This window comes from Pseudomonas sp. C2B4, from assembly GCF_013359695.1.
Classification (GTDB): domain Bacteria; phylum Pseudomonadota; class Gammaproteobacteria; order Pseudomonadales; family Pseudomonadaceae; genus Aquipseudomonas.
On the sequence record NZ_JABFMU010000001.1, the window covers coordinates 104,932 to 127,900 of the forward strand.

Genomic DNA, 22,969 nt, shown 5'->3' on the forward strand with positions numbered 1-22,969 from the left:
TAAAACACCGAAAAGCGTGCATAAGTTTTTTTCGGACGCAAAAAAACCGGCTGATATAGCCGGTTTTTTTATACCCGCGATTAAGCCATTTCCATCGTCGTACAAAGTGAAGTGCAAGCCGAACTGCGACACTCTGCACACAATAAAAAAGGCCAACGCATAAGCGTTGGCCTTTTTGTTTGACGGGGAGTCTGAATCAGAAATCCAGGTTGGAAACCGCCAGGGCGTTGCTTTCGATGAAGTCACGACGAGGTTCGACCGCATCACCCATCAGGGTGTTGAAGATCTGGTCTGCGCCAATGGCGTCTTCGATGGTCACTTTGAGCATCCGGCGCACGCTTGGGTCCATGGTGGTTTCCCACAGCTGATCCGGGTTCATCTCGCCCAGACCTTTGTATCGCTGGATGGTGTGACGCTTGGTGCTTTCAGCCATCAGCCAGTCCAGGGCTTCCTTGAACTCGGTGACTGCTTTCTTGCGCTCACCGCGCTGGATGTATGCGCCTTCGTCCAGCAGGGTGCTCAGCTGAGCCCCCAGGGAAACGACAGTCTTGTAGTCGTTGCTGCCGAAGAAGTCGCGGTTAAACGTGACGTAGTTCGACAGGCCATGGGAGATCAGTTCGACCTCTGGCAGCCAGACGTTACGTTCACGGTCTTCACGCAGGCTGGCCTTGTAAACCAGACCGGATTTTTCGACGGTGCGCAGACGCACTTCGTACTGGGCCAACCAATCCTGCATCGCTGCGTGATCGGACAGCTGCTCCAGGCTGACAGCCGGCAGGTAGATGAAGTGCTCGGTCAGTTCCTGTGGGTACAGGCGTGACAGACGCTTGAGGGTCTTCATCACCAGGCGGAAGTCATTCACCAGACGCTCAAGGGCTTCACCGGAGATTCCTGGTGCATCTTCGTTCAGGTGCAGGCTGGCATCTTCCAGGGCCGACTGCGTCATGTACTCTTCCATGGCGTCGTCGTCTTTGATGTATTGCTCTTGCTTGCCTTTCTTGACCTTGTACAGCGGCGGCTGGGCGATATAGATGTAACCGCGCTCGATCAGCTCTGGCAGCTGACGGAAGAAGAAGGTCAGCAGCAGGGTACGGATGTGCGAACCGTCGACGTCAGCATCAGTCATGATGATGATGTTGTGATAACGCAGCTTGTCGATGTTGTACTCTTCGCGACCGATGCCGCAGCCCAGCGCGGTGATCAAGGTGCCCACTTCCTGGGAAGAGATCATCTTGTCGAAACGCGCCTTCTCGACGTTCAGGATTTTACCCTTGAGAGGCAAAATAGCCTGGGTCTTGCGGTTACGGCCCTGCTTGGCGGAACCGCCAGCAGAGTCACCTTCCACGAGGTAGAGCTCGGACAGGGCAGGGTCCTTTTCCTGGCAGTCAGCCAGTTTGCCCGGCAGGCCGGCGATGTCCAATGCACCTTTACGGCGTGTCATTTCACGGGCCTTGCGCGCCGCTTCACGGGCACGAGCGGCGTCGATCATCTTGCCGACAACCAGCTTGGCTTCGTTCGGGTTCTCCAGGAGGAAGTCCGAGAAGTACTTGCCCATTTCCTGTTCGACCGCGGTCTTCACTTCGGAAGACACCAGCTTGTCTTTGGTCTGGGAACTGAACTTCGGATCCGGCACTTTCACCGAAATGATCGCGGTCAAGCCTTCACGGGCATCGTCACCGGTGGTCGCGACCTTGTGCTTCTTCGCCAGGCCTTCGGCTTCGATGTAGGTGTTCAGGTTACGCGTCAGTGCCGAACGGAAACCCACCAGGTGAGTACCGCCATCGCGCTGTGGAATGTTGTTGGTGAAGCACAACAGGTTCTCGTTGAAGCTGTCGTTCCACTGCAGGGCGATTTCCACGCCAATGCCGTCTTCACGCTGGATGTTGAAGTGGAACACCTGGTTGACCGGGGTCTTGTTGGTGTTCAGGTATTCAACGAATGCCCGCAAGCCGCCTTCGTACTTGAACAGCTCTTCCTTGCCGCTGCGCTCATCCTTGAGGACGATGCCGACACCGGAGTTGAGGAAGGACAGTTCGCGAATCCGCTTGGCCAGAATGTCCCAGCTGAAGTGGATGTTCTTGAAGGTTTCGCTGGAAGCCTTGAAGTGAATCTGGGTGCCTGTGCTCTCGCTGTCGCCAACGATTTTCATCGGCTCTTGTGGAACACCGTGAACGTAGGTCTGTTCCCAGATCTTGCCACTACGACGCACAGTGAGGACAAGCTGTTCGGACAGAGCGTTCACCACCGACACACCTACACCGTGCAGGCCGCCGGATACTTTGTAGGAGTTGTCGTCGAACTTACCGCCGGCGTGCAGTACGGTCATGATGACCTCGGCTGCCGAAACGCCTTCTTCTTTATGCACGTCTACCGGGATGCCACGGCCGTTGTCGCGAACGGTGATGGATTCATCCGGGTGAATAATAATGCTGATGTCGTCGCAGTGGCCGGCCAGCGCTTCGTCGATCGAGTTATCGACCACCTCGAACACCATGTGGTGCAGACCGCTACCATCATCGGTGTCACCAATGTACATACCGGGACGTTTGCGTACGGCATCCAGGCCTTTCAGCACTTTAATGCTCGTTGAGTCGTACGTATTTTCTTCGCTCAATGCCTTCACTCCCGATGGTCGTGGGTCTGGGTGATACGGCCCTGTTCCACGTGGAACAGAGCGACTGGCGTTTCCGTCTGCCAGCCTTCCCTCAATAATTCGTGATCTACACAGGTGATAAACACCTGGCAGCGTAAGTCTTCCAGCAAGCGGCAAAGCGCGCGACGGTGGTGCTCGTCCAGTTCGGACGGCAGGTCATCCACCAGATAAATACACTGACCGCGTCGGGCTTGGCTGACCAGATGCCCCTGGGCAATCCGCAATGCACATACCACCAACTTCTGCTGGCCGCGGGACAAGATGTCTGCAGCATTGTGTGCGCCTAGTCTGAGACGCAAATCAGCACGTTGAGGTCCGGCCTGGGTATGACCCATCTGCTGATCCCGTTGCAGGGATCCTGCGAGTACTGCGCTTAATTCGCGGTCCTTGTCCCAACCTCGGTAATAGCTGAGCGTTAAGCCCTTGAGCTCAACCAGTTCGCTCAAGGTCTGTTCGAAGACGGGCTTCAAGGCTTTGATATAAGCGCGACGGTATTCATCGATTTCAGCGCTGGCCTGGCACAGTTCCCTGTCCCAAACCGCTTGCGAAACGGCGTCAAGTGTACCATGCCGCAGCCAAGAGTTTCTCTGGCGCAGGGCCTTCTGCAGTCGCTGCCAGGTCGACATGAACCGCGGTTCCACGTGGAACACGCCCCAGTCGAGAAACTGTCGGCGAATCTTCGGTGCACCTTCCAACAAACGAAAGCTGTCGGGGTTGATGAGCTGAAGCGGTAGGATTTCTGCCAACTGCGCAGCGCTACGAGCGTTTTGCCCATCGATGCGGATCTGGAATTCCCCCTGGCGGTCGCGTGAAATGCCAAGCGCACTATGCCCACCCTCAGCCAACTCAACCTGACCGAAAACCGTGCATGCCAATTGTTCGTACTGAATGACCGGCAACAGTCGGGCACTGCGAAACGAACGGGCAAGCCCCAGCAGGTGGATGGCTTCCAGAACACTGGTTTTGCCGCTGCCGTTGGCGCCGTAAAGAATATTGATTCGGGGGGAGGGGGAGAAGGTCACCGGGTGCAGATTGCGCACCGCGGTGACCGAGACGCGACTTAATGACATCTAGCTTCTGCTGAGCATGATTACAGACGCATCGGCATGACAACGTAGGCCGAGTCGTCATTGTCGGACTCTTGCACCAGCGCACTGCTGTTGGAGTCGGACAGGATCAGGCGCACCTGCTCGGTGGTCATCACGCCCAGTACGTCCAGCAGGTAGCTCACGTTGAAACCGATTTCCAGCGAGCCACCGTTGTACTCAACGCCTACTTCTTCTTCCGCTTCTTCCTGCTCCGGGTTGTTCGCCTGGATTTTCAGCTGACCATTGGCCAGTTGCAAACGGATACCGCGGTACTTCTCGTTGGACAGAATCGCGGTACGGCTGAAGGCTTCACGCAGCGCCTGACGGTCACCGAGTACCAGCTTGTCACCGCCTTTTGGCAGAACACGCTCGTAATCAGGGAACTTGCCGTCGACCAGTTTCGATGTGAAGGTGAATTCACCTGTGGTGGCGCGAATGTGGTGCTGACCCAGCACGATGCTGACGTTGCCGTCCGGTTCGGTCAGAAGGCGTGCCAGCTCCAGAATACCCTTACGTGGCACGATGACCTGATGGCGATCTAGCTGACCGATATCAGCCTGCATCGAGCACATCGCCAGGCGATGGCCGTCGGTGGCCACAGCGCGAATCACGCCGGCCGACACTTCCAGGAGCATACCGTTGAGGTAATAACGCACATCCTGCTGGGCCATGGCGAAGCTGGTGCGCTCGATCAGGCGGCGCAGTTTGCTTTGCTCGAGGCTGCAGGTCAGCGAGCCCGGGCCTTCTTCGACCGTCGGGAAGTCATTGGCCGGCAGAGTCGACAGCGTGAAGCGGCTACGACCGGCCTTCACCACCAGTTTCTGCTCGTCAACCTTGATGTCGATCAACGCATCGTTCGGCAAACTTTTGCAGATATCCATCAGCTTACGCGCAGGCACGGTGATGGAACCTGGTTCGGCAGGCTCTTCAAGTTGAACACGACCGACCAGTTCGACTTCCAGGTCGGTACCGGTCAGCGACAGTTGCTGGCCTTCGACAACCAGCAGCACGTTGGAAAGCACCGGCAAGGTCTGTCGGCGCTCGACGACGCCTGCGACCAGTTGCAGGGGTTTCAACAGGGCTTCGCGTTGAATGGTGAAATGCATGGTCTAGTCCCTTGCCTTAATTAGCTGCGCTGGTGTTCATCAAGTGGTCAGTGTACGCAGCAGGTTCTTGTAGTCCTCGCGGATGTCCGCGTCGGATTCCTTAAGTTCATTGATCTTGCGACAGGCGTGCAACACCGTGGTGTGGTCGCGTCCGCCGAACACATCGCCGATTTCCGGCAGGCTGTGGTTGGTCAGTTCCTTGGACAATGCCATGGCGACCTGGCGCGGGCGGGCGACCGAACGCGAACGGCGTTTGGACAGCAAATCGGAGATCTTGATCTTGTAGTACTCGGCGACGGTACGCTGAATGTTATCCACAGAGACCAGTTTGTCTTGCAGCGCCAACAAATCCTTCAAGGATTCACGAATCAGCTCGATGGTGATATCGCGGCCCATGAAGTGAGAGTGAGCGATCACGCGTTTAAGCGCGCCTTCCAATTCACGGACGTTGGAGCGAATGCGTTGGGCAATGAAGAACGCCGCATCGTGGGGCAGTTCGACTTTGGCCTGGTCGGCCTTCTTCATCAGAATCGCCACGCGGGTTTCCAGCTCCGGCGGCTCGACAGCTACCGTCAACCCCCAACCGAAGCGGGATTTGAGGCGCTCTTCAAGGCCTTCGATTTCTTTCGGGTAGCGGTCACTGGTGAGAATGACCTGCTGACCACCTTCAAGCAGGGCGTTGAAGGTGTGGAAAAACTCTTCCTGGGAACGTTCTTTGCGGGCGAAGAACTGAATATCGTCGATCAGCAAAGCGTCCACCGAGCGGTAGAAACGCTTGAACTCGTTGATCGCGTTCAGTTGCAGGGCCTTAACCATGTCCGCCACAAAGCGTTCGGAATGCAGGTACACGACCTTGGCGTTCGGGTTCTTCTTTAATAGATGGTTACCCACAGCGTGCATCAAGTGAGTTTTACCCAGACCCACGCCACCATAAAGGAAGAGCGGGTTGTAGCCATGCTTGGGATTATCCGCCACCTGCCAGGCCGCAGCCCGGGCCAGTTGGTTGGACTTGCCCTCAACGAAGTTTTCGAAGGTAAAGGTGCGGTTCAGGTAGCTGGTGTGCTTGAGCGCGCCTTCTACCTGCACGGTGCGTTGTTCCGCCCGAACCGGGGCCTGTTGCGAGCTGGCACCGGCCATCGGATCGAAGCTATCGCGCGACGGCTCTTCTTCAACAACTTCGCTGACTTTTTGCGCCGCGCGCTTGGTCGGTGTGGTTGTTGTCGGCTGCGGTGTATTGACCGGTGCCGGAGTAGCCTGGACCTGAGAAGCAGCAACGGCGGCTGCAAGCGGAGCATTCGGTGCGGCACGCGGTGCCGAGCTGCGCTTGCTGCCTATTAATAAGGAGAGCGCAGGCGCCATCCCGTTGCCGTGCTCATCCAGCAACTCCAGAACGCGGCTCAGGTACTTTTCGTTGACCCAGTCCAGAACGAAACGATTGGGCGCGTAGACGCGTAACTCGTCGCCTTCGGCTTCGACCTGTAGTGGACGGATCCAAGTGTTGAATTGTTGGGCAGGCAGCTCATCGCGCAAAAGCTCCACGCACTGCTGCCAAAGTTCCACTGACACGGATATCCCCTAAGTTGAAAGCCGGTGAGGCAAAAACAAGCGGCCATTGTAACGATCAGACGCCGACTTATCCACACGTAGGTAGGTCATCGACCAAGAAGAATCACTGTTTTCTACGCAAAAAAGACGACCAATGGTCTGTGCATAAGCTCTGTGGATAACCGGGTCTGAGCTCATTGCACAACTGGGGGCGAAACTCAGTGGATAACCTGCCTGTGGATAAAGCACACTTTCGCACACAGGTTTTCCGACAGTGCAGCACAGGCTGAACACGGTTTTCCACTGTAGTTGTCATTCTCTGTACAACCCGTACAACAAGGCGTTAAGGCAGTTATCCACAGGCGATGGCCTCCCTAGCCTTTATAAGCTTTACAGAAAAGCTTTAAATACTTTCCTTCTTTATTTTTATTTCTACGGATTGATCTACACCCGGGCAAAACGTCTGGCGATCTATTTATAAGGAAACGTTGGTTGGAAATTGACCTAGAGGCTTGCTTTCTCTAGAATCCCCGGTCTCTTAAAACGGGGGCCATTCCGGCCCGTTGTGGACGAACCAGGTAACACGACAATGAAACGTACTTTCCAACCAAGCACTATCAAACGCGCTCGTACCCACGGTTTCCGTGCTCGCATGGCTACCAAGAACGGTCGTGCCGTCCTGTCGCGTCGTCGCGCCAAAGGTCGTGCGCGTCTGGCAGTTTGATAATCCGGCACTGGAGGTGAGTCAGGACTTCAGTCGGGAAAAGCGTCTGCTTACTCCCCGGCATTTCAAGGCAGTCTTTGACTCCCCTACCGGCAAGGTTCCGGGGAAAAATCTCCTGCTCCTTGCGCGCAACAACGATCTTGATCACCCCCGTCTCGGGCTGGTTATCGGGAAAAAGAGCGTAAAGCTCTCCGTCGAGCGCAATCGCCTCAAACGTCTGATGCGCGAATCGTTTCGCCTGAACCAGGATTTACTGGTCGGCTGGGACATTGTTATCGTCGCGCGCAAAGGTTTGGGTGACGTAGAAAACCCCGAATTGATTCAGCATTTCGGCAAACTCTGGAAGCGTCTGGCACGTAGCACGCCGGTACCAGCAGTCAAAACCGAAACTGTAGGGGTAGACAGTCCAGATGCGTAAACTGGCACTCGTTCCGATCCAGTTTTATCGCTATGCCATTAGTCCCCTGATGGCCAGTCACTGTCGCTTCTACCCCAGCTGTTCCTGCTACGCGTTGGAAGCCATCGAAAATCATGGCCTTCTGCGCGGTGGCTGGCTGACCTTTCGTCGTTTAGGTCGCTGTCATCCGTGGAATCCCGGTGGTTATGACCCGGTTCCACCTATCCCTACCTCCCGTTCTTCTTCGATGGCCGAGTAATCATGGATATCAAACGCACGATCCTGATCGTCGCCCTGGCAATCGTGTCCTACGTTATGGTTCTTAAATGGAACCAGGACTATGGCCAGGCTGCCTTGCCGACTCAGAATGTTGCTTCCAGTACGACCGCGCCGGGCCTCCCGGATACGGCAACTGGCAATAAAGCGTCCGTCAGTGACGACATTCCACACGCCGCAAACGATACCAGTGCACCTGCCGAAACTCCGGTAGCTGTCAGCACCGACCTCATCCAGATCAAAACGGATGTGCTCGACCTGGCCATCGATCCACAAGGTGGTGATGTTGCCCAGCTGAAACTGCCGCTGTATCCACGTCGCCAGGACCATCCGGAAATTCCATTCCAGTTGTTCGACAATGGCAACGAGCGCACTTATCTGGCTCAAAGTGGCCTGATCGGCAGCAACGGCCCGGACGCAAGTCCTGCCGGTCGTCCGGTTTACTCCTCGGAGAAGAAAGTTTATCAACTGGCTGACGGTCAGGACCAATTGGTCGTGGACCTGAAGTTCAGCAAGGACGGCGTCAACTACATCAAGCGTTTCACCTTGAAACGCGGTCTGTATGACGTAACCGTCTCCTACCTGATCGACAACCAGAGCGCCCAACCTTGGTCGGGTGCAATGTTCGCGCAATTGAAGCGTGATGCCAGTTCCGATCCGTCTTCGAGCACCGCCACCGGTACCGCGACTTACCTGGGCGCCGCCCTGTGGACAAGTTCCGAGCCGTACAAGAAAGTGTCCATGAAGGACATGGACAAGGCTGCGCTTAAAGAAACCGTCACCGGTGGTTGGGTTGCCTGGCTGCAACACTACTTCGTGACTGCGTGGATTCCGGCGAAGGGCGAAAACAACATCGTCCAGACCCGTAAAGACAGCAAAGGCAACTACATCATCGGTTACACCGGCCCGTCTCTGACTGTCGCGCCGGGTGCCAAGGCAGAAACCAGCGCTACTCTGTACGCCGGTCCGAAAAGCCAGGCTGTGCTGAAAGAGTTGTCCCCAGGTCTGGAACTGACGGTCGACTACGGCATTCTGTGGTTTATCGCTCAACCTATCTTCTGGTTGCTGCAACATATCCACGCCATTGTGGGTAACTGGGGCTGGTCGATCATCTTCCTGACCATGCTGATCAAGGGGATTTTCTTCCCGTTGTCGGCTGCCAGCTACAAATCCATGGCGCGCATGCGTGCGGTAGCCCCGAAACTGGCTGCGCTGAAAGAACAACATGGCGATGACCGGCAGAAAATGTCGCAGGCCATGATGGAGCTGTACAAGAAAGAGAAGATCAATCCGCTGGGTGGTTGCTTGCCAATCCTCGTGCAGATGCCGGTTTTCCTTTCGTTGTACTGGGTTCTGCTGGAAAGCGTCGAAATGCGCCAAGCGCCGTTCATGCTGTGGATTACTGACCTGTCGATCAAGGATCCGTTCTTCATTCTGCCGATCATCATGGGTGCAACCATGTTCATCCAGCAGCAGCTGAACCCGACTCCACCGGATCCGATGCAGGCCAAGGTAATGAAGTTGATGCCAATCATCTTCACCTTCTTCTTCCTGTGGTTCCCGGCAGGTCTGGTACTGTACTGGGTAGTGAACAACTGCCTGTCGATTGCGCAACAGTGGTACATCACTCGTAAGATCGAAGCCGCCGCTAAAGCGACTGCCTGATTTACACTGTGGATAACCACTCAAAACGCCCCCTAGTGGGGCGTTTTGCTATCTGTCACTTTTGTCTGGATACCGGTTTATGAGCGCTCCTCGTGAAACCATCGCCGCCGTCGCTACCGCCCAGGGCCGTGGCGGCGTGGGCATCGTTCGTGTTTCCGGGCCATTGGCCAACGTTGCAGCCAAGGCCTTCAGCGGTCGCGAACTCAAGCCGCGATTCGCCCACTACGGTCCGTTCCTCGGTGAAAAAGACGAAGTGCTTGATCAGGGCATTGCATTGTATTTTCCTGGACCGAACTCGTTCACCGGCGAAGACGTGCTGGAATTACAGGGGCATGGCGGCCCGATTGTTCTGGATATGCTGCTCAAGCGCTGCCTTGAACTGGGTTGCCGACTCGCCCGACCGGGCGAATTCAGCGAGCGTGCATTCCTCAACGACAAGCTCGACCTGGCCCAGGCCGAAGCAATCGCCGACTTGATCGAAGCCAGTTCTGCACAGGCAGCGCGCAACGCACTGCGTTCCCTGCAGGGCGCTTTTTCGTCACGTGTGCATAACCTCACCGAGCAACTTATTGGCTTGCGCATTTATGTCGAAGCGGCGATCGACTTCCCGGAGGAAGAAATCGACTTTCTTGCCGACGGCAACGTATTGAGCATGCTCGACAAAGTACGCGAGGAATTATCCACAGTCATGCGTGAGGCCGGTCAAGGAGCCTTGCTGCGCGATGGCATGACTGTGGTGATTGCGGGCCGGCCGAATGCCGGGAAATCCAGCTTGCTCAATGCACTGGCCGGTCGTGAAGCAGCCATTGTGACCGAGATTGCCGGCACTACCCGTGACGTACTGCGCGAACATATCCACATCGATGGCATGCCTTTGCACGTGGTCGATACCGCTGGCCTGCGCGATACCGATGATCATGTGGAAAAAATCGGCGTTGAGCGGGCATTGAAAGCCATTGGCGAAGCGGATCGCGTGCTGTTGGTCGTTGATGCCACGGCTCCTGAAGCACTTGATCCCTTTGCCCTCTGGCCGGAATTCCTTGAAACCCGTCCCGATCCGGCAAAAGTCACGCTGATCCGCAACAAGGCTGATTTGACGGGGGAAGCGTTTGCCCTGGATGTCAGCGACGATGGCCATGTCACCATTAGTCTGAGTGCCAAGTCCGCAGGTGCTGGCCTGGAATTGCTGCGCGAACACCTCAAGGCGTGCATGGGTTACGAACAGACGTCGGAAAGCAGCTTCAGCGCGCGTCGCCGGCATCTTGAGGCGTTGCGCCATGCCAGTGCGTCCCTGGAGCACGGCCGCTCTCAACTGACCCTGGCTGGCGCTGGCGAATTGCTGGCCGAGGACCTTCGACAGGCTCAGCAATCCCTGGGGGAAATAACCGGTGCCTTTAGCTCCGATGACCTGTTGGGACGAATTTTCTCCAGCTTCTGCATCGGTAAATAACCCCTTCGTTGTCCACAGACAGGCCATTCGTGCCTGTCTGTTCCTTCCTTTTCTGTAAAAACTTCCGATCCCGAACGGACTCCTTCCGCCTGGGCAGATTCGTCGTGCCCGAATTTCCTTCGTTGAGCGCTTTTTCTGTGGATTAAGCCCTGTGAATAACTGCCGCTGAGGGCAGTTGATAACAGGGCCCCAAAACTGAAGATATCTGCCTCTGTGGATAACCACCCCATTCATCCACAGGCTTAAACCGGTTATCCAAGGGCCTCCTTGCCACATGATCACAGGGTTTTGAATCTCTGTACACATTGTAAATAAAGGGCTACATCACTTTATCCACAGAAAGGTCGGTCAGTAGAAATAAACATAAAAACAAAGATTTAATAAATTTCTCTCTTTTTAATTTCTATAACCGTGACTTCTCCACAGCTGGTTAAATTTTGTGCAAAGGGTTCTTTAGGAAGGGCGAAGTCCCTATACTTGTCGACCAGGTCCAAAAACCTGAGCTCAAACTATTCCTGAATTACCTACTTAAGCAGGCACGAGGTGCGTGGTGGATTTCCCTTCCCGTTTTGAAGTGATCGTCATCGGCGGCGGTCATGCCGGTACCGAGGCAGCACTGGCCTCAGCACGTATGGGGGTGAAAACCCTGTTGCTGACGCATAACGTGGAAACTCTCGGTGCCATGAGTTGCAACCCCGCTATCGGGGGAATCGGCAAAAGCCATCTGGTCAAGGAAATCGACGCCCTGGGCGGCGCGATGGCCATTGCCACCGATAAAGGTGGTATTCAATTTCGCGTATTGAACAGCCGCAAAGGACCTGCCGTGCGCGCAACCCGTGCACAGGCTGATCGGGTTCTGTACAAGGCAGCTGTCCGCGAAATCCTGGAAAACCAGCCGAACCTGTGGATATTTCAACAGGCCGCGGATGATCTGATTGTCGAGCAGGACCAAGTGCGTGGTGTGGTGACCCAAATGGGCCTGCGTTTCCTGGCGGACTCGGTTGTTTTGACCACAGGCACGTTCCTCGGTGGACTTATCCACATCGGTATGCAGAATTTTTCCGGCGGCCGTGCCGGTGATCCGCCTTCGATTGCCCTCGCTCACCGTTTACGTGAGTTGCCTTTGCGTGTCGGACGCTTGAAAACCGGTACGCCACCGCGTATTGACGCCCGGTCTGTGGATTTCTCGGTGATGACCGAGCAAGCAGGTGATACGCCGATCCCGGTGATGTCGTTCATGGGTTCCAAGGAACAGCATCCACGGCAGATCAGTTGCTGGATTACCCACACAAACGCGCGTACTCACGAAATTATTGCTGCCAACCTTGATCGCTCGCCAATGTATTCCGGTGTGATCGAAGGCATCGGGCCACGTTACTGCCCGTCGATCGAAGACAAGATCCACCGTTTTGCCGACAAGGAAAGCCATCAGGTCTTCATCGAACCGGAGGGCTTGACGACAAACGAGCTGTATCCAAACGGGATATCCACATCCCTGCCGTTCGATGTGCAGTTGCAGATCGTGCAATCGATCCGTGGCATGGAAAACGCGCACATCGTGCGTCCGGGTTACGCCATCGAATATGACTATTTCGATCCGCGCGACTTGAAATACAGCCTGGAAACCAAAGTCATCGGCGGCCTGTTCTTTGCCGGACAGATCAACGGCACCACCGGTTATGAAGAGGCCGGCGCCCAAGGTTTGCTGGCCGGAACCAATGCCGCATTGCGTGCACAAGGCAAAGACGCCTGGTGTCCACGTCGCGATGAGGCCTACATCGGGGTGTTGGTTGACGACCTGATTACGCTCGGCACCCAAGAGCCGTATCGTATGTTCACTTCCCGCGCCGAATACCGCCTGATTTTGCGCGAAGACAACGCCGACCTGCGCTTGACCGAAAAAGGTCGCGAACTGGGTCTGGTGGATGACGTGCGCTGGGCCGCGTTCAGCAAAAAGCGCGAAGGCATCGCACTGGAAGAGCAGCGCCTGAAAAGTACCTGGGTTCGCCCGGGCACCGTGCAGGGCGATGCAATTGCCGAAAAATTCGGCACACCGCTGACCCACGAATACAACCTGCTCAACCTCTTGAGCCGTCCAGAAATCGACTACGCTGGCTTGATCGCGGTTACTGGCGAAGGCGCAGAAGATCCACAGGTCGCCGAACAGGTCGAAATCAAAACCAAATATGCCGGGTACATTGATCGTCAACAGGATGAAATCGCTCGTCTGCGCGCCAGCGAGGACACGAAACTGCCTGTGGATATCGATTACACGAACATTTCGGGCCTCTCGAAAGAAATCCAGAGCAAGCTCGGTGCGACCCGTCCGGAAACCCTGGGCCAGGCTTCAAGAATCCCGGGTGTTACGCCGGCAGCCATTTCGCTGTTGATGATTCATTTGAAAAAACGCGGCGCAGGCCGTCAGTTGGAGCAAAGCGCTTGAGTTCGTTGGTCACCTCGCAACATGCCGAAGAGTTATCCACAGGTGCTCGCCAGCTCGGTGTCGCTCTGACAGAAGCCCAGCACGCGCAACTGCTGGGTTACCTCGCCCTGTTGATCAAATGGAACAAGGCTTACAACCTGACCGCTGTACGTGATCCAGACGAAATGGTGTCGCGCCATCTGCTCGATAGCTTGAGTGTGATGTCGTTCATCGAGAACGGTCGCTGGCTCGACGTTGGCAGTGGCGGGGGCATGCCGGGTATTCCGCTGGCGATCCTGTTTCCGGACTCTCAAGTCACCTGCCTGGACAGTAACGGCAAGAAGACTCGCTTCCTGACTCAAGTCAAACTCGAACTCAAACTGGATAACCTTCAAGTTATCCACAGTCGCGTCGAGGCTTTCCAACCTGCCCAGCCGTTCAACGGGATCATTTCCCGTGCGTTCAGCAGCATGGAAAACTTCACGAACTGGACTCGCCACCTCGGTGACACCCATACACGCTGGCTGGCAATGAAGGGCGTTCATCCCGCCGATGAGCTGGTAGCATTGCCGACAGACTTCCACCTCGATAGCGAACACGCCCTGGCCGTACCTGGTTGCCAAGGCCAACGCCATCTGCTGATACTGCGCCGCACGGCATGATTGGGAACACAAGCAAGAATGGCTAAGGTATTCGCGATTGCGAACCAAAAGGGTGGTGTGGGCAAGACCACCACCTGCATCAACCTCGCAGCATCCCTCGTCGCGACCAAGCGCCGGGTGTTGTTGATCGATCTCGATCCACAGGGCAACGCCACCATGGGTAGCGGTGTGGATAAGCACAGCCTGGAAAACTCGGTTTATGACCTGTTGATTGGCGAATGCGATCTGGCCCAGGCCATGCATTTTTCCGAGCACGGTGGTTACCAGCTGCTGCCCGCTAACCGCGATCTGACCGCTGCCGAAGTGGTTTTGCTGGAAATGCAGATGAAGGAAAGCCGTCTGCGCAGCGCGTTGGCGCCGATCCGCGAAAACTACGATTACATTTTGATCGATTGCCCACCGTCACTGTCGATGCTGACACTGAACGCATTGGTTGCGGCCGACGGGGTCATTATCCCCATGCAGTGCGAGTACTTCGCACTCGAAGGTTTGAGCGACCTTGTGGATAACATCAAGCGCATCGCTGAATTGCTGAACCCGAACCTCAAGGTCGAAGGCCTGTTGCGTACGATGTACGATCCACGCCTCAGCCTGATGAACGATGTGTCGGCGCAGCTCAAGGAACACTTCGGTGATCAGCTGTACGACACCGTCATTCCGCGCAACATTCGACTGGCCGAAGCGCCAAGCTACGGCATGCCGGCGCTGGCGTATGACAAAGCCTCCCGTGGCGCCGTTGCTTATCTGGCCCTGGCGGGCGAAATGGTTCGTCGTCAGCGCAAAAACTCACGCATCGCCGCTGCTCAGGCAACTTAAGGAATCCCCATGGCCGTCAAGAAACGAGGTCTCGGACGTGGACTGGATGCACTGCTGAGTGGTCCGACTGTCAGCTCGCTGGAAGAACAAGCGGCGCAAGCCGATCAGCGTGAGCTGCAACACCTGCCACTGGACCTGCTCCAGCGCGGTAAATACCAGCCGCGTCGGGACATGGATCCCCAGGCGTTGGAAGAACTGGCGCAGTCGATCAAGGCCCAGGGCGTCATGCAGCCCATCGTGGTTCGCCCGATTGGCAGCGGCCGCTTTGAAATTATTGCTGGCGAACGCCGCTGGCGCGCCAGCCAGCAAGCCGGGCAGGAAACCATCCCTGCGATGGTTCGCGATGTACCCGATGAAACCGCGATCGCTATCGCCCTGATCGAGAACATCCAGCGCGAAGACCTGAACCCGATTGAAGAAGCGATGGCCTTGCAGCGTCTGCAGCAGGAGTTTCAGCTGACCCAGCAACAAGTGGCCGAGGCTGTGGGTAAGTCCCGCGTAACAGTGGCGAACCTGTTGCGCCTGATTTCGCTGCCCGAGGTCATCAAGACCATGCTGTCCCACGGCGATCTTGAAATGGGTCACGCCCGTGCGTTGCTCGGTTTGCCGGATAATCAACAGGTTGAAGGGGCGCGACATGTTGTCGCACGTGGGCTCACCGTGCGCCAGACTGAAGCACTGGTTCGCCAGTGGTTGAGTGGTAAACCGGAGCCTGTGGAACCGGCAAAACCGGACCCGGATATCGCCCGTCTCGAACAGCGCCTGGCCGAGCGCCTAGGCTCTGCGGTGCAGATTCGCCACGGTAAGAAGGGTAAAGGGCAGTTAGTGATTGGATATAACTCCCTGGATGAACTACAAGGTGTACTCGCACATATCCGCTGAAACATTTCCTCATGTAGCGCGCAGTCGGAAATCACTACCTGACAGTTGAATAGGGGCAGAACCGCCCCTATACTCTGCGCGCATTTTGTCGGCACAAATTATGCCAAGTTGTTGCATTTCGGCAGCCGACCATTGGAGAGCAATAGTGATGGAAACCCGCACGCCAAACCGCTTGCCGTTCCATCGACTGGCAGTTTTTCCGGTGTTGATGGCTCAGTTTGTCATTTTGCTCATTGCCGCTTTGGCGCTCTGGCAATGGTATGGAGTCGTTGCCGGGTACTCGGGACTTTGCGGAGGCCTGATAGCCTTGCTGCCCAATGTTTATTTCGCTCACAGGGCATTTCGGTTTTCCGGCGCCCGAGCAGCTCAAGCCATCGTCCGGTCTTTTTATGCCGGCGAGGCGGGCAAACTGATTTTGACGGCGGTGCTCTTTGCATTGACGTTTGCAGGTGTGAAGCCATTGGCGCCGCTGGCAGTATTCGGCGTCTTCGTGCTGACCCAACTGGTCAGCTGGTTCGCTCCCCTGCTGATGAGAACAAGACTTTCGAGACCTTAGGGCGTTTGAGGCAACCATGGCAGAAACAACCGCTTCGGGCTATATCCAGCACCACTTGCAGAACCTGACTTTCGGTCAGCACCCTACCGGCGGCTGGGGCTTTGCCCACACCGCAGCAGAAGCCAAGGAAATGGGCTTCTGGGCTTTCCACGTCGATACCCTCGGCTGGTCGGTCGCATTGGGTCTGATCTTCGTACTTCTTTTCCGCATGGCGGCAAAGAAAGCGACTTCCGGTCAGCCAGGTGCTTTGCAGAACTTCGTTGAAGTATTGGTCGAATTCGTCGATGGCAGCGTGAAAGACAGCTTCCATGGCCGTAGCCCGGTGATTGCACCGCTGGCACTGACCATCTTCGTCTGGGTGTTCCTGATGAACGCCGTCGACCTGGTACCGGTCGACTGGATTCCTCAGCTGGCCATCCTGATCTCCGGCGACCATCACATCCCGTTCCGCGCAGTGTCGACTACCGACCCGAACGCGACCCTGGGCATGGCGTTCTCGGTTTTCGCACTGATCATTTTCTATAGCATCAAGGTCAAGGGCCTCGGCGGCTTCATCGGCGAGCTGACCCTGCACCCGTTCGGCAGCAAGAACATCTTCGTTCAAGCCCTGCTGATCCCGGTGAACTTCCTGCTGGAATTCGTGACTCTGATCGCCAAGCCGATCTCTCTGGCTCTGCGTCTGTTCGGCAACATGTATGCCGGTGAGCTGGTGTTCATCCTGATCGCTGTGATGTTCGGCAGCGGCCTGCTCTGGCTTAGCGGCCTGGGCGTTGTTCTGCAGTGGGCGTGGGCTGTGTTCCACATCCTGATCATCACCCTGCAGGCGTTCATCTTCATGATGCTGACCATCGTCTACCTGTCGATGGCGCACGAAGAAAACCATTAAGGCCAGTCTCGACTAGTCTGATGTCCCTCCCGGTCAAACGGGAGGGGGCTCCTCACGGGGCACCATGAAACGATTTGTTTTACCGCTTTAATCTAAAAAACCTAAACCATACGACGTAAAAGTCGGGAGGAAAGATGGAAACTGTAGTTGGTCTAACCGCTATCGCTGTTGCACTGTTGATCGGCCTGGGCGCACTGGGTACCGCAATTGGTTTCGGCCTGCTGGGCGGCAAGTTCCTGGAAGGCGCAGCGCGTCAACCAGAAATGGTTCCAATGCTGCAAGTTAAAATGTTCATCGTTGCCGGTCTGCTCGACGCCGTAACCATGATCGGTGTTGGTATCGCTCTGTTCTTCACCTTTGCGAACCCGTTCGTTGGTCAGATCGCTGGCTAATTACTCGGATCTTCCGAGTAATTTGATGTGATGGACAACGTAACTGCGAGGTGTTGGCGTGAACATTAATGCGACCCTGATTGGCCAGTCCGTTGCGTTCCTCATTTTTGTACTGTTCTGCATGAAGTTCGTATGGCCTCCGGTCATCACGGCATTGCACGAACGTCAAAAGAAGATCGCGGATGGACTGGACGCTGCCAGCCGAGCAGCTCGCGACCTGGAGTTGGCCAAAGAGAAAGCTGGTCAACAACTGCGCGAAGCGAAAGCTCAGGCAGCTGAAATCATCGAGCAAGCCAAGAAGCGCGGTACTCAGATCGTCGACGAAGCCCGTGAACAGGCTCGCGTCGAAGCTGACCGTGTGAAGGCTCAGGCTCAGGCCGAGATCGAACAGGAACTGAACAGCGTCAAAGACGCGCTGCGCGCCCAAGTGGGTAGCCTGGCCGTTGACGGTGCTTCGAAGATCCTGGGCAAGTCAATCGATCAAAACGCGCACGCAGAGCTGGTTAACCAACTGGCTGCTGAAATCTAAGCGAGGGCGATCATGGCAGAACTGACCACGTTGGCCCGACCTTACGCTAAGGCGGCCTTCGAGCACGCTCAGGCCCACCAGCAACTGGCCAATTGGTCAGCCATGCTCGGCCTGGCTGCAGCGGTGTCGGAAGACGACACCATGCAGCGCGTGCTCAAGGCCCCGCGACTGACGAGCGCAGAAAAGGCCGCCACGTTCATTGACGTGTGCGGCGACAAGTTCGATGCCAAGGCACAGAATTTCATCCACGTCGTTGCCGAAAACGAGCGCCTCCTGCTTCTGCCGGAAATCGCCGCTCTGTTCGACCTGTACAAGGCCGAGCAAGAGAAATCGGTAGACGTAGAAGTGACCAGTGCTTTCGCATTGAACCAAGAACAGCAAGACAAACTCGCCAAGGTTCTCAGTGCACGACTCAACCGGGAAGTGCGCCTGCAAGTCGAGGAAGACAGTTCCCTTATCGGGGGCATTGTTATCCGCGCCGGCGACCTGGTTATCGATGGCTCGATTCGCGGCAAAATCGCGAAACTTGCCGAAGCATTGAAATCTTGAGTTTGAAGGGGCAGCAGAGCAATGCAGCAACTCAATCCTTCCGAAATAAGTGAAATTATCAAGGGCCGCATCGACAAGCTCGATGTGACCTCCCAAGCCCGTAACGAAGGCACTGTCGTCAGCGTATCTGACGGTATCGTGCGGATTCACGGTCTGGCCGACGTAATGTCCGGCGAGATGATCGAGTTTCCGGGCGGCGTCTACGGTATGGCCCTCAACCTGGAGCAAGACTCCGTAGGTGCCGTTATTTTGGGCGCATACCAGTCTCTGGCTGAAGGCATGAGCGCCAAGTGCACTGGCCGCATCCTGGAGGTTCCGGTTGGTAAGGAACTGCTGGGTCGCGTAGTCGACGCACTGGGTAACCCAGTTGACGGCAAAGGTCCGCTGAACAACACCGCGACCGACGCGGTCGAGAAAGTTGCTCCAGGCGTGATCTGGCGTAAGTCGGTAGACCAGCCTGTACAGACTGGCTACAAGGCTGTCGATGCCATGATTCCTGTCGGCCGTGGCCAGCGTGAGCTGATCATCGGTGACCGTCAGATCGGTAAAACCGCTCTGGCGATCGACGCGATCATCAACCAGAAAGACAGCGGCATTTTCTGCGTCTACGTAGCCATCGGTCAGAAGCAATCGACCATCGCCAACGTGGTTCGCAAGCTGGAAGAAAACGGCGCACTGAAAAACACGATCATCGTGGCTGCCAGTGCTTCGGAATCTCCTGCGCTGCAATACCTGGCACCGTACGCCGGTTGCACCATGGGTGAATTCTTCCGCGACCGCGGTGAAGACGCGCTGATCGTTTATGACGATCTGTCCAAGCAAGCAGTGGCTTACCGCCAGATTTCCCTGCTGCTGCGCCGTCCACCAGGCCGTGAAGCTTACCCAGGCGACGTGTTCTATCTCCACTCCCGTCTGCTGGAGCGCGCATCCCGCGTTTCGGAAGAGTACGTAGAGAAGTTCACCAACGGCGCAGTGACCGGCAAAACCGGCTCCCTGACCGCACTGCCGATCATCGAAACCCAGGCTGGCGACGTTTCCGCGTTCGTTCCGACCAACGTGATTTCCATCACCGACGGTCAGATCTTCCTGGAATCGGCCATGTTCAACTCGGGCATCCGTCCTGCAGTGAACGCCGGTGTTTCGGTATCCCGTGTGGGTGGTGCCGCTCAGACCAAGATCATCAAGAAGCTGTCCGGTGGTATCCGTACCGCTCTGGCTCAGTACCGTGAACTGGCGGCATTCGCCCAGTTCGCTTCTGACCTGGACGAAGCGACCCGTAAGCAACTTGAGCATGGTCAGCGCGTTACCGAGCTGATGAAGCAGAAGCAATACGCGCCAATGTCGATCGCCGACATGTCGCTGTCGCTGTATGCCGCTGAGCGTGGGTTCCTGACTGACGTAGAAATCACCAAAGTCGGCAGCTTCGAGCAAGCGCTGATTGCTTACTTCAACCGCGATCACGCCGATTTGATGGCGAAGATCAACGTGAAGGGTGACTTCAATGACGAAATCGATGGCGGCCTGAAAGCCGGTATCGAGAAGTTCAAGGCCACCCAAACCTGGTAAGCCGCAGCGGGAGTCGCAAGGCTCCCGCTTGCTAACCTGATAGGTGTTACATGGCAGGCGCAAAAGAGATTCGCAGTAAGATTGCGAGCATCAAAAGCACGCAAAAGATTACCAGCGCCATGGAAAAAGTGGCGGTCAGCAAAATGCGCAAGGCACAAATGCGCATGGCTGCTAGCCGTCCTTATGCGGAGCGCATCCGCCAGGTTATTGGCCATCTGGCCAACGCTAACCCGGAATATCGCCACCCGTTCATGATCGACCGTGAAGTAAAGCGCGTCGGTTATGTCGTAGTGAGCAGTGACCGTGGTCTGTGTGGTGGCTTGAACACCAACCTGTTCAAGGCTTTGGTCAAGGACATGGCGGTAAACCGCGAAAACGGCGTCGAGATCGATCTGTGTGTAGTTGGTAGCAAGGGTGCGGCTTTCTTCCGCAACTTCGGCGGTAACGTCGTTGCAGCTATCAGCCACCTGGGTGAAGAGCCGTCGATCAATGACCTGATCGGCAGCGTCAAGGTGATGCTGGATGCCTACCTGGACGGCCGTATTGACCGCCTGTCCGTGGTGTCCAACAAGTTCATCAACACCATGACACAACAGCCAACCGTGGAGCAGTTGATTCCACTGGTGGCAACCCCGGATCAGGATCTCAAGCACCACTGGGACTACCTCTATGAACCGGATGCCAAGGAGCTGCTCGACGGCTTGATGGTCCGTTACGTGGAGTCGCAGGTCTACCAGGCGGTGGTCGAGAACAACGCGGCTGAACAAGCTGCGCGGATGATCGCGATGAAGAACGCTACCGACAACGCCGGTGATTTGATCAGCGAATTGCAGCTGGTCTACAACAAGGCGCGTCAGGCTGCGATCACCCAAGAGATCTCGGAAATCGTCGGCGGCGCTGCCGCGGTTTAACGGTTCAAATTTTCAGAGGATCCAGCTATGAGTAGCGGACGTATCGTTCAAATCATCGGCGCCGTTATCGACGTGGAATTTCCACGCGACAGCGTACCGAGCATCTACAACGCGCTGAAAGTACAAGGCGCGGACACTACCCTGGAAGTTCAGCAGCAGCTGGGCGACGGCGTAGTTCGTACCATTGCGATGGGTTCCACCGAAGGCTTGAAGCGCGGTCTGGACGTTGTCGACACCAAGGCAGCCATCTCCGTACCGGTCGGTAAAGCGACCCTGGGCCGGATCATGGACGTACTGGGCAACCCGATTGACGAAGCTGGTCCAATCGCCACCGAAGAGCGCTGGGGTATTCACCGCGCTGCTCCATCCTTCGCAGAACAAGCAGGCGGCAACGACCTGCTGGAAACCGGCATCAAGGTTATCGACCTGGTTTGCCCGTTCGCCAAGGGCGGTAAAGTCGGTCTGTTCGGTGGTGCCGGTGTAGGCAAAACCGTAAACATGATGGAACTGATCCGTAACATCGCCATCGAGCACAGCGGTTATTCCGTGTTCGCCGGTGTGGGTGAGCGTACTCGTGAGGGTAACGACTTCTACCACGAGATGAAGGACTCCAACGTTCTGGACAAAGTGGCACTGGTTTACGGTCAGATGAACGAGCCGCCGGGAAACCGTCTGCGCGTAGCCCTGACTGGCCTGACCATGGCCGAGAAGTTCCGTGACGAAGGTAACGACGTTCTGCTGTTCGTCGACAACATCTATCGTTACACCCTGGCCGGTACCGAAGTATCCGCACTGCTGGGCCGTATGCCTTCCGCAGTAGGTTACCAGCCGACCCTGGCTGAAGAGATGGGCGTGCTGCAAGAGCGCATCACTTCGACCAAGCAAGGTTCGATTACTTCGATCCAGGCCGTATACGTACCAGCGGACGACTTGACTGACCCGTCGCCAGCGACCACCTTCGCCCACTTGGACGCCACCGTCGTTCTGTCCCGTGACATCGCTTCCCTGGGTATCTACCCAGCGGTTGACCCACTGGACTCGACTTCGCGTCAGCTGGATCCGAACGTGATCGGCAACGACCACTACGAAACCGCTCGCGGTGTTCAGTACGTGCTGCAGCGCTACAAAGAACTGAAGGACATCATTGCGATCCTGGGTATGGACGAGCTGTCGGAAGCCGACAAGCAGTTGGTAAACCGCGCTCGTAAGATCCAGCGTTTCTTGTCGCAGCCGTTCTTCGTGGCTGAAGTCTTCACCGGTGCCTCGGGTAAATACGTTTCCCTGAAAGACACCATTGCTGGCTTCAAAGGCATCCTCAACGGTGACTACGACCACCTGCCAGAACAAGCGTTCTACATGGTTGGCGGCATCGAAGAAGCGATCGAGAAAGCCAAGAAACTGTAATCCCGGCGCCCGGCAACGGGCGCTCATTTAGGGTGAGGCAATCAGATGGCTATGACAGTCCATTGCGATATCGTCAGCGCGGAAGGAGAAATCTTTTCCGGTCTGGTCGAGATGGTGATTGCGCACGGTGCACTGGGTGATCTTGGTATCGCTCTGGGTCACGCGCCGCTGATCACTAATCTGAAGCCAGGTCCGATCCGCCTGGTCAAGCAGGGCGGGGAAGAGGAGGTGTATTACATCTCCGGCGGTTTCCTCGAGGTTCAGCCGAACATGGTCAAGGTTCTTGCCGACACCGTGCAACGTGCTGCCGACCTGGACGAAGCCTCCGCTCAGGAAGCCGTCAAGGCTGCCGAGAAGGCTCTGCACGATAGAGGCGGGGAGTTCGATTACGGTTCTGCCGCCGCACGTCTGGCCGAAGCTGCAGCTCAGCTGCGCACCGTCCAGCAGATCCGCAAGAAGTTCGGCCACTAAGGCGCGCTTATTGTGCGAT

General features: G+C 56.3%; 22 protein-coding genes. 18 read left to right on the plus strand and 4 right to left on the minus strand.

Going from position 1 to position 22,969, the window contains the following annotated elements; all coding sequences use genetic code 11:
- Nucleotides 1-196 precede the first annotated feature (196 nt).
- The 4 genes from gyrB to dnaA are packed head-to-tail and all read right to left on the minus strand — an operon-like array spanning nt 197 to nt 6,413.
- Nucleotides 197-2,614, minus strand: a complete 2,418-nt coding sequence (gyrB, locus tag HNQ83_RS00535) for a DNA topoisomerase (ATP-hydrolyzing) subunit B (RefSeq protein ID WP_096515614.1) — start codon at nt 2,612-2,614, stop codon at nt 197-199.
- Between the two features lie 5 nt (nt 2,615-2,619).
- A complete protein-coding gene (gene recF, locus HNQ83_RS00540) occupies nt 2,620-3,723 on the minus strand; it encodes a DNA replication/repair protein RecF (protein WP_175387185.1) in 1,104 nt (367 codons plus the stop codon).
- A 20-nt stretch (nt 3,724-3,743) separates the two neighbouring features.
- Complete coding sequence (dnaN, locus tag HNQ83_RS00545) at nt 3,744-4,847, minus strand: DNA polymerase III subunit beta (protein ID WP_175387186.1); 1,104 nt, start codon at nt 4,845-4,847, stop codon at nt 3,744-3,746.
- 39 nt (nt 4,848-4,886) lie between these two features.
- Nucleotides 4,887-6,413: a chromosomal replication initiator protein DnaA gene (dnaA, locus tag HNQ83_RS00550; protein ID WP_175387187.1), complete on the minus strand. Its 1,527-nt coding sequence runs from the start codon at nt 6,411-6,413 to the stop codon at nt 4,887-4,889.
- A 568-nt stretch (nt 6,414-6,981) separates the two neighbouring features.
- On the opposite strand from dnaA, the gene rpmH reads away from it, so the two are divergent.
- The 18 genes from rpmH (at nt 6,982) to HNQ83_RS00640 (ending at nt 22,950) form a co-directional block, all read left to right on the plus strand.
- Entirely contained in the window at nt 6,982-7,116 is a 135-nt protein-coding gene (gene rpmH, locus HNQ83_RS00555; protein ID WP_003213577.1) for a 50S ribosomal protein L34, read from the plus strand.
- A gap of 16 nt (nt 7,117-7,132) precedes the next feature.
- Complete coding sequence (gene rnpA, locus HNQ83_RS00560; RefSeq protein ID WP_197677877.1) at nt 7,133-7,534, plus strand: ribonuclease P protein component; 402 nt, start codon at nt 7,133-7,135, stop codon at nt 7,532-7,534.
- Nucleotides 7,527-7,772, plus strand: a complete 246-nt coding sequence (yidD, locus tag HNQ83_RS00565) for a membrane protein insertion efficiency factor YidD (RefSeq protein WP_010207715.1) — start codon at nt 7,527-7,529, stop codon at nt 7,770-7,772. The genes rnpA and yidD overlap by 8 nt, the downstream gene beginning before the upstream one ends.
- Nucleotides 7,773-7,774: 2 nt before the next feature.
- Nucleotides 7,775-9,454: a membrane protein insertase YidC gene (gene yidC / locus HNQ83_RS00570; protein WP_175387188.1), complete on the plus strand. Its 1,680-nt coding sequence runs from the start codon at nt 7,775-7,777 to the stop codon at nt 9,452-9,454.
- 79 nt (nt 9,455-9,533) lie between these two features.
- On the plus strand, nt 9,534-10,904 hold the full coding sequence (gene mnmE / locus HNQ83_RS00575; protein ID WP_175387189.1) for a tRNA uridine-5-carboxymethylaminomethyl(34) synthesis GTPase MnmE: 1,371 nt from the start codon (nt 9,534-9,536) through the stop codon (nt 10,902-10,904).
- A 550-nt stretch (nt 10,905-11,454) separates the two neighbouring features.
- Nucleotides 11,455-13,347, plus strand: coding sequence for a tRNA uridine-5-carboxymethylaminomethyl(34) synthesis enzyme MnmG (gene mnmG / locus HNQ83_RS00580; protein ID WP_175387190.1), 1,893 nt, complete (start codon nt 11,455-11,457; stop codon nt 13,345-13,347).
- Complete coding sequence (rsmG, locus tag HNQ83_RS00585; RefSeq protein WP_175387191.1) at nt 13,344-13,988, plus strand: 16S rRNA (guanine(527)-N(7))-methyltransferase RsmG; 645 nt, start codon at nt 13,344-13,346, stop codon at nt 13,986-13,988. The genes mnmG and rsmG overlap by 4 nt, the downstream gene beginning before the upstream one ends.
- 18 nt (nt 13,989-14,006) lie before the next feature.
- Entirely contained in the window at nt 14,007-14,804 is a 798-nt protein-coding gene (locus tag HNQ83_RS00590; protein ID WP_175387192.1) for a ParA family protein, read from the plus strand.
- Nucleotides 14,805-14,813: 9 nt separating this feature from the next.
- Entirely contained in the window at nt 14,814-15,686 is an 873-nt protein-coding gene (locus tag HNQ83_RS00595) for a ParB/RepB/Spo0J family partition protein (RefSeq protein WP_175387193.1), read from the plus strand.
- A 148-nt stretch (nt 15,687-15,834) separates the two neighbouring features.
- On the plus strand, nt 15,835-16,242 hold the full coding sequence (locus HNQ83_RS00600; RefSeq protein ID WP_047535609.1) for a F0F1 ATP synthase subunit I: 408 nt from the start codon (nt 15,835-15,837) through the stop codon (nt 16,240-16,242).
- 16 nt (nt 16,243-16,258) lie between these two features.
- Nucleotides 16,259-17,128, plus strand: coding sequence for a F0F1 ATP synthase subunit A (atpB, locus tag HNQ83_RS00605; RefSeq protein WP_007969902.1), 870 nt, complete (start codon nt 16,259-16,261; stop codon nt 17,126-17,128).
- A gap of 134 nt (nt 17,129-17,262) precedes the next feature.
- On the plus strand, nt 17,263-17,520 hold the full coding sequence (gene atpE / locus HNQ83_RS00610; protein ID WP_003097235.1) for a F0F1 ATP synthase subunit C: 258 nt from the start codon (nt 17,263-17,265) through the stop codon (nt 17,518-17,520).
- 58 nt (nt 17,521-17,578) lie between these two features.
- A complete protein-coding gene (locus tag HNQ83_RS00615) occupies nt 17,579-18,049 on the plus strand; it encodes a F0F1 ATP synthase subunit B (RefSeq protein WP_175387194.1) in 471 nt (156 codons plus the stop codon).
- Nucleotides 18,050-18,061: 12 nt separating this feature from the next.
- The gene (locus HNQ83_RS00620) at nt 18,062-18,598 is read left to right on the plus strand and encodes a F0F1 ATP synthase subunit delta (RefSeq protein WP_175387195.1); all 537 of its coding nucleotides are present in this window, start codon (nt 18,062-18,064) and stop codon (nt 18,596-18,598) included.
- A 21-nt stretch (nt 18,599-18,619) separates the two neighbouring features.
- Entirely contained in the window at nt 18,620-20,164 is a 1,545-nt protein-coding gene (gene atpA / locus HNQ83_RS00625; protein ID WP_175387196.1) for a F0F1 ATP synthase subunit alpha, read from the plus strand.
- A gap of 50 nt (nt 20,165-20,214) precedes the next feature.
- Entirely contained in the window at nt 20,215-21,075 is an 861-nt protein-coding gene (atpG, locus tag HNQ83_RS00630) for a F0F1 ATP synthase subunit gamma (protein ID WP_175387197.1), read from the plus strand.
- A 27-nt stretch (nt 21,076-21,102) separates the two neighbouring features.
- Nucleotides 21,103-22,479, plus strand: a complete 1,377-nt coding sequence (atpD, locus tag HNQ83_RS00635; RefSeq protein ID WP_175387198.1) for a F0F1 ATP synthase subunit beta — start codon at nt 21,103-21,105, stop codon at nt 22,477-22,479.
- Between the two features lie 45 nt (nt 22,480-22,524).
- On the plus strand, nt 22,525-22,950 hold the full coding sequence (locus tag HNQ83_RS00640) for a F0F1 ATP synthase subunit epsilon (protein WP_175387199.1): 426 nt from the start codon (nt 22,525-22,527) through the stop codon (nt 22,948-22,950).
- Nucleotides 22,951-22,969: the final 19 nt, after the last annotated feature.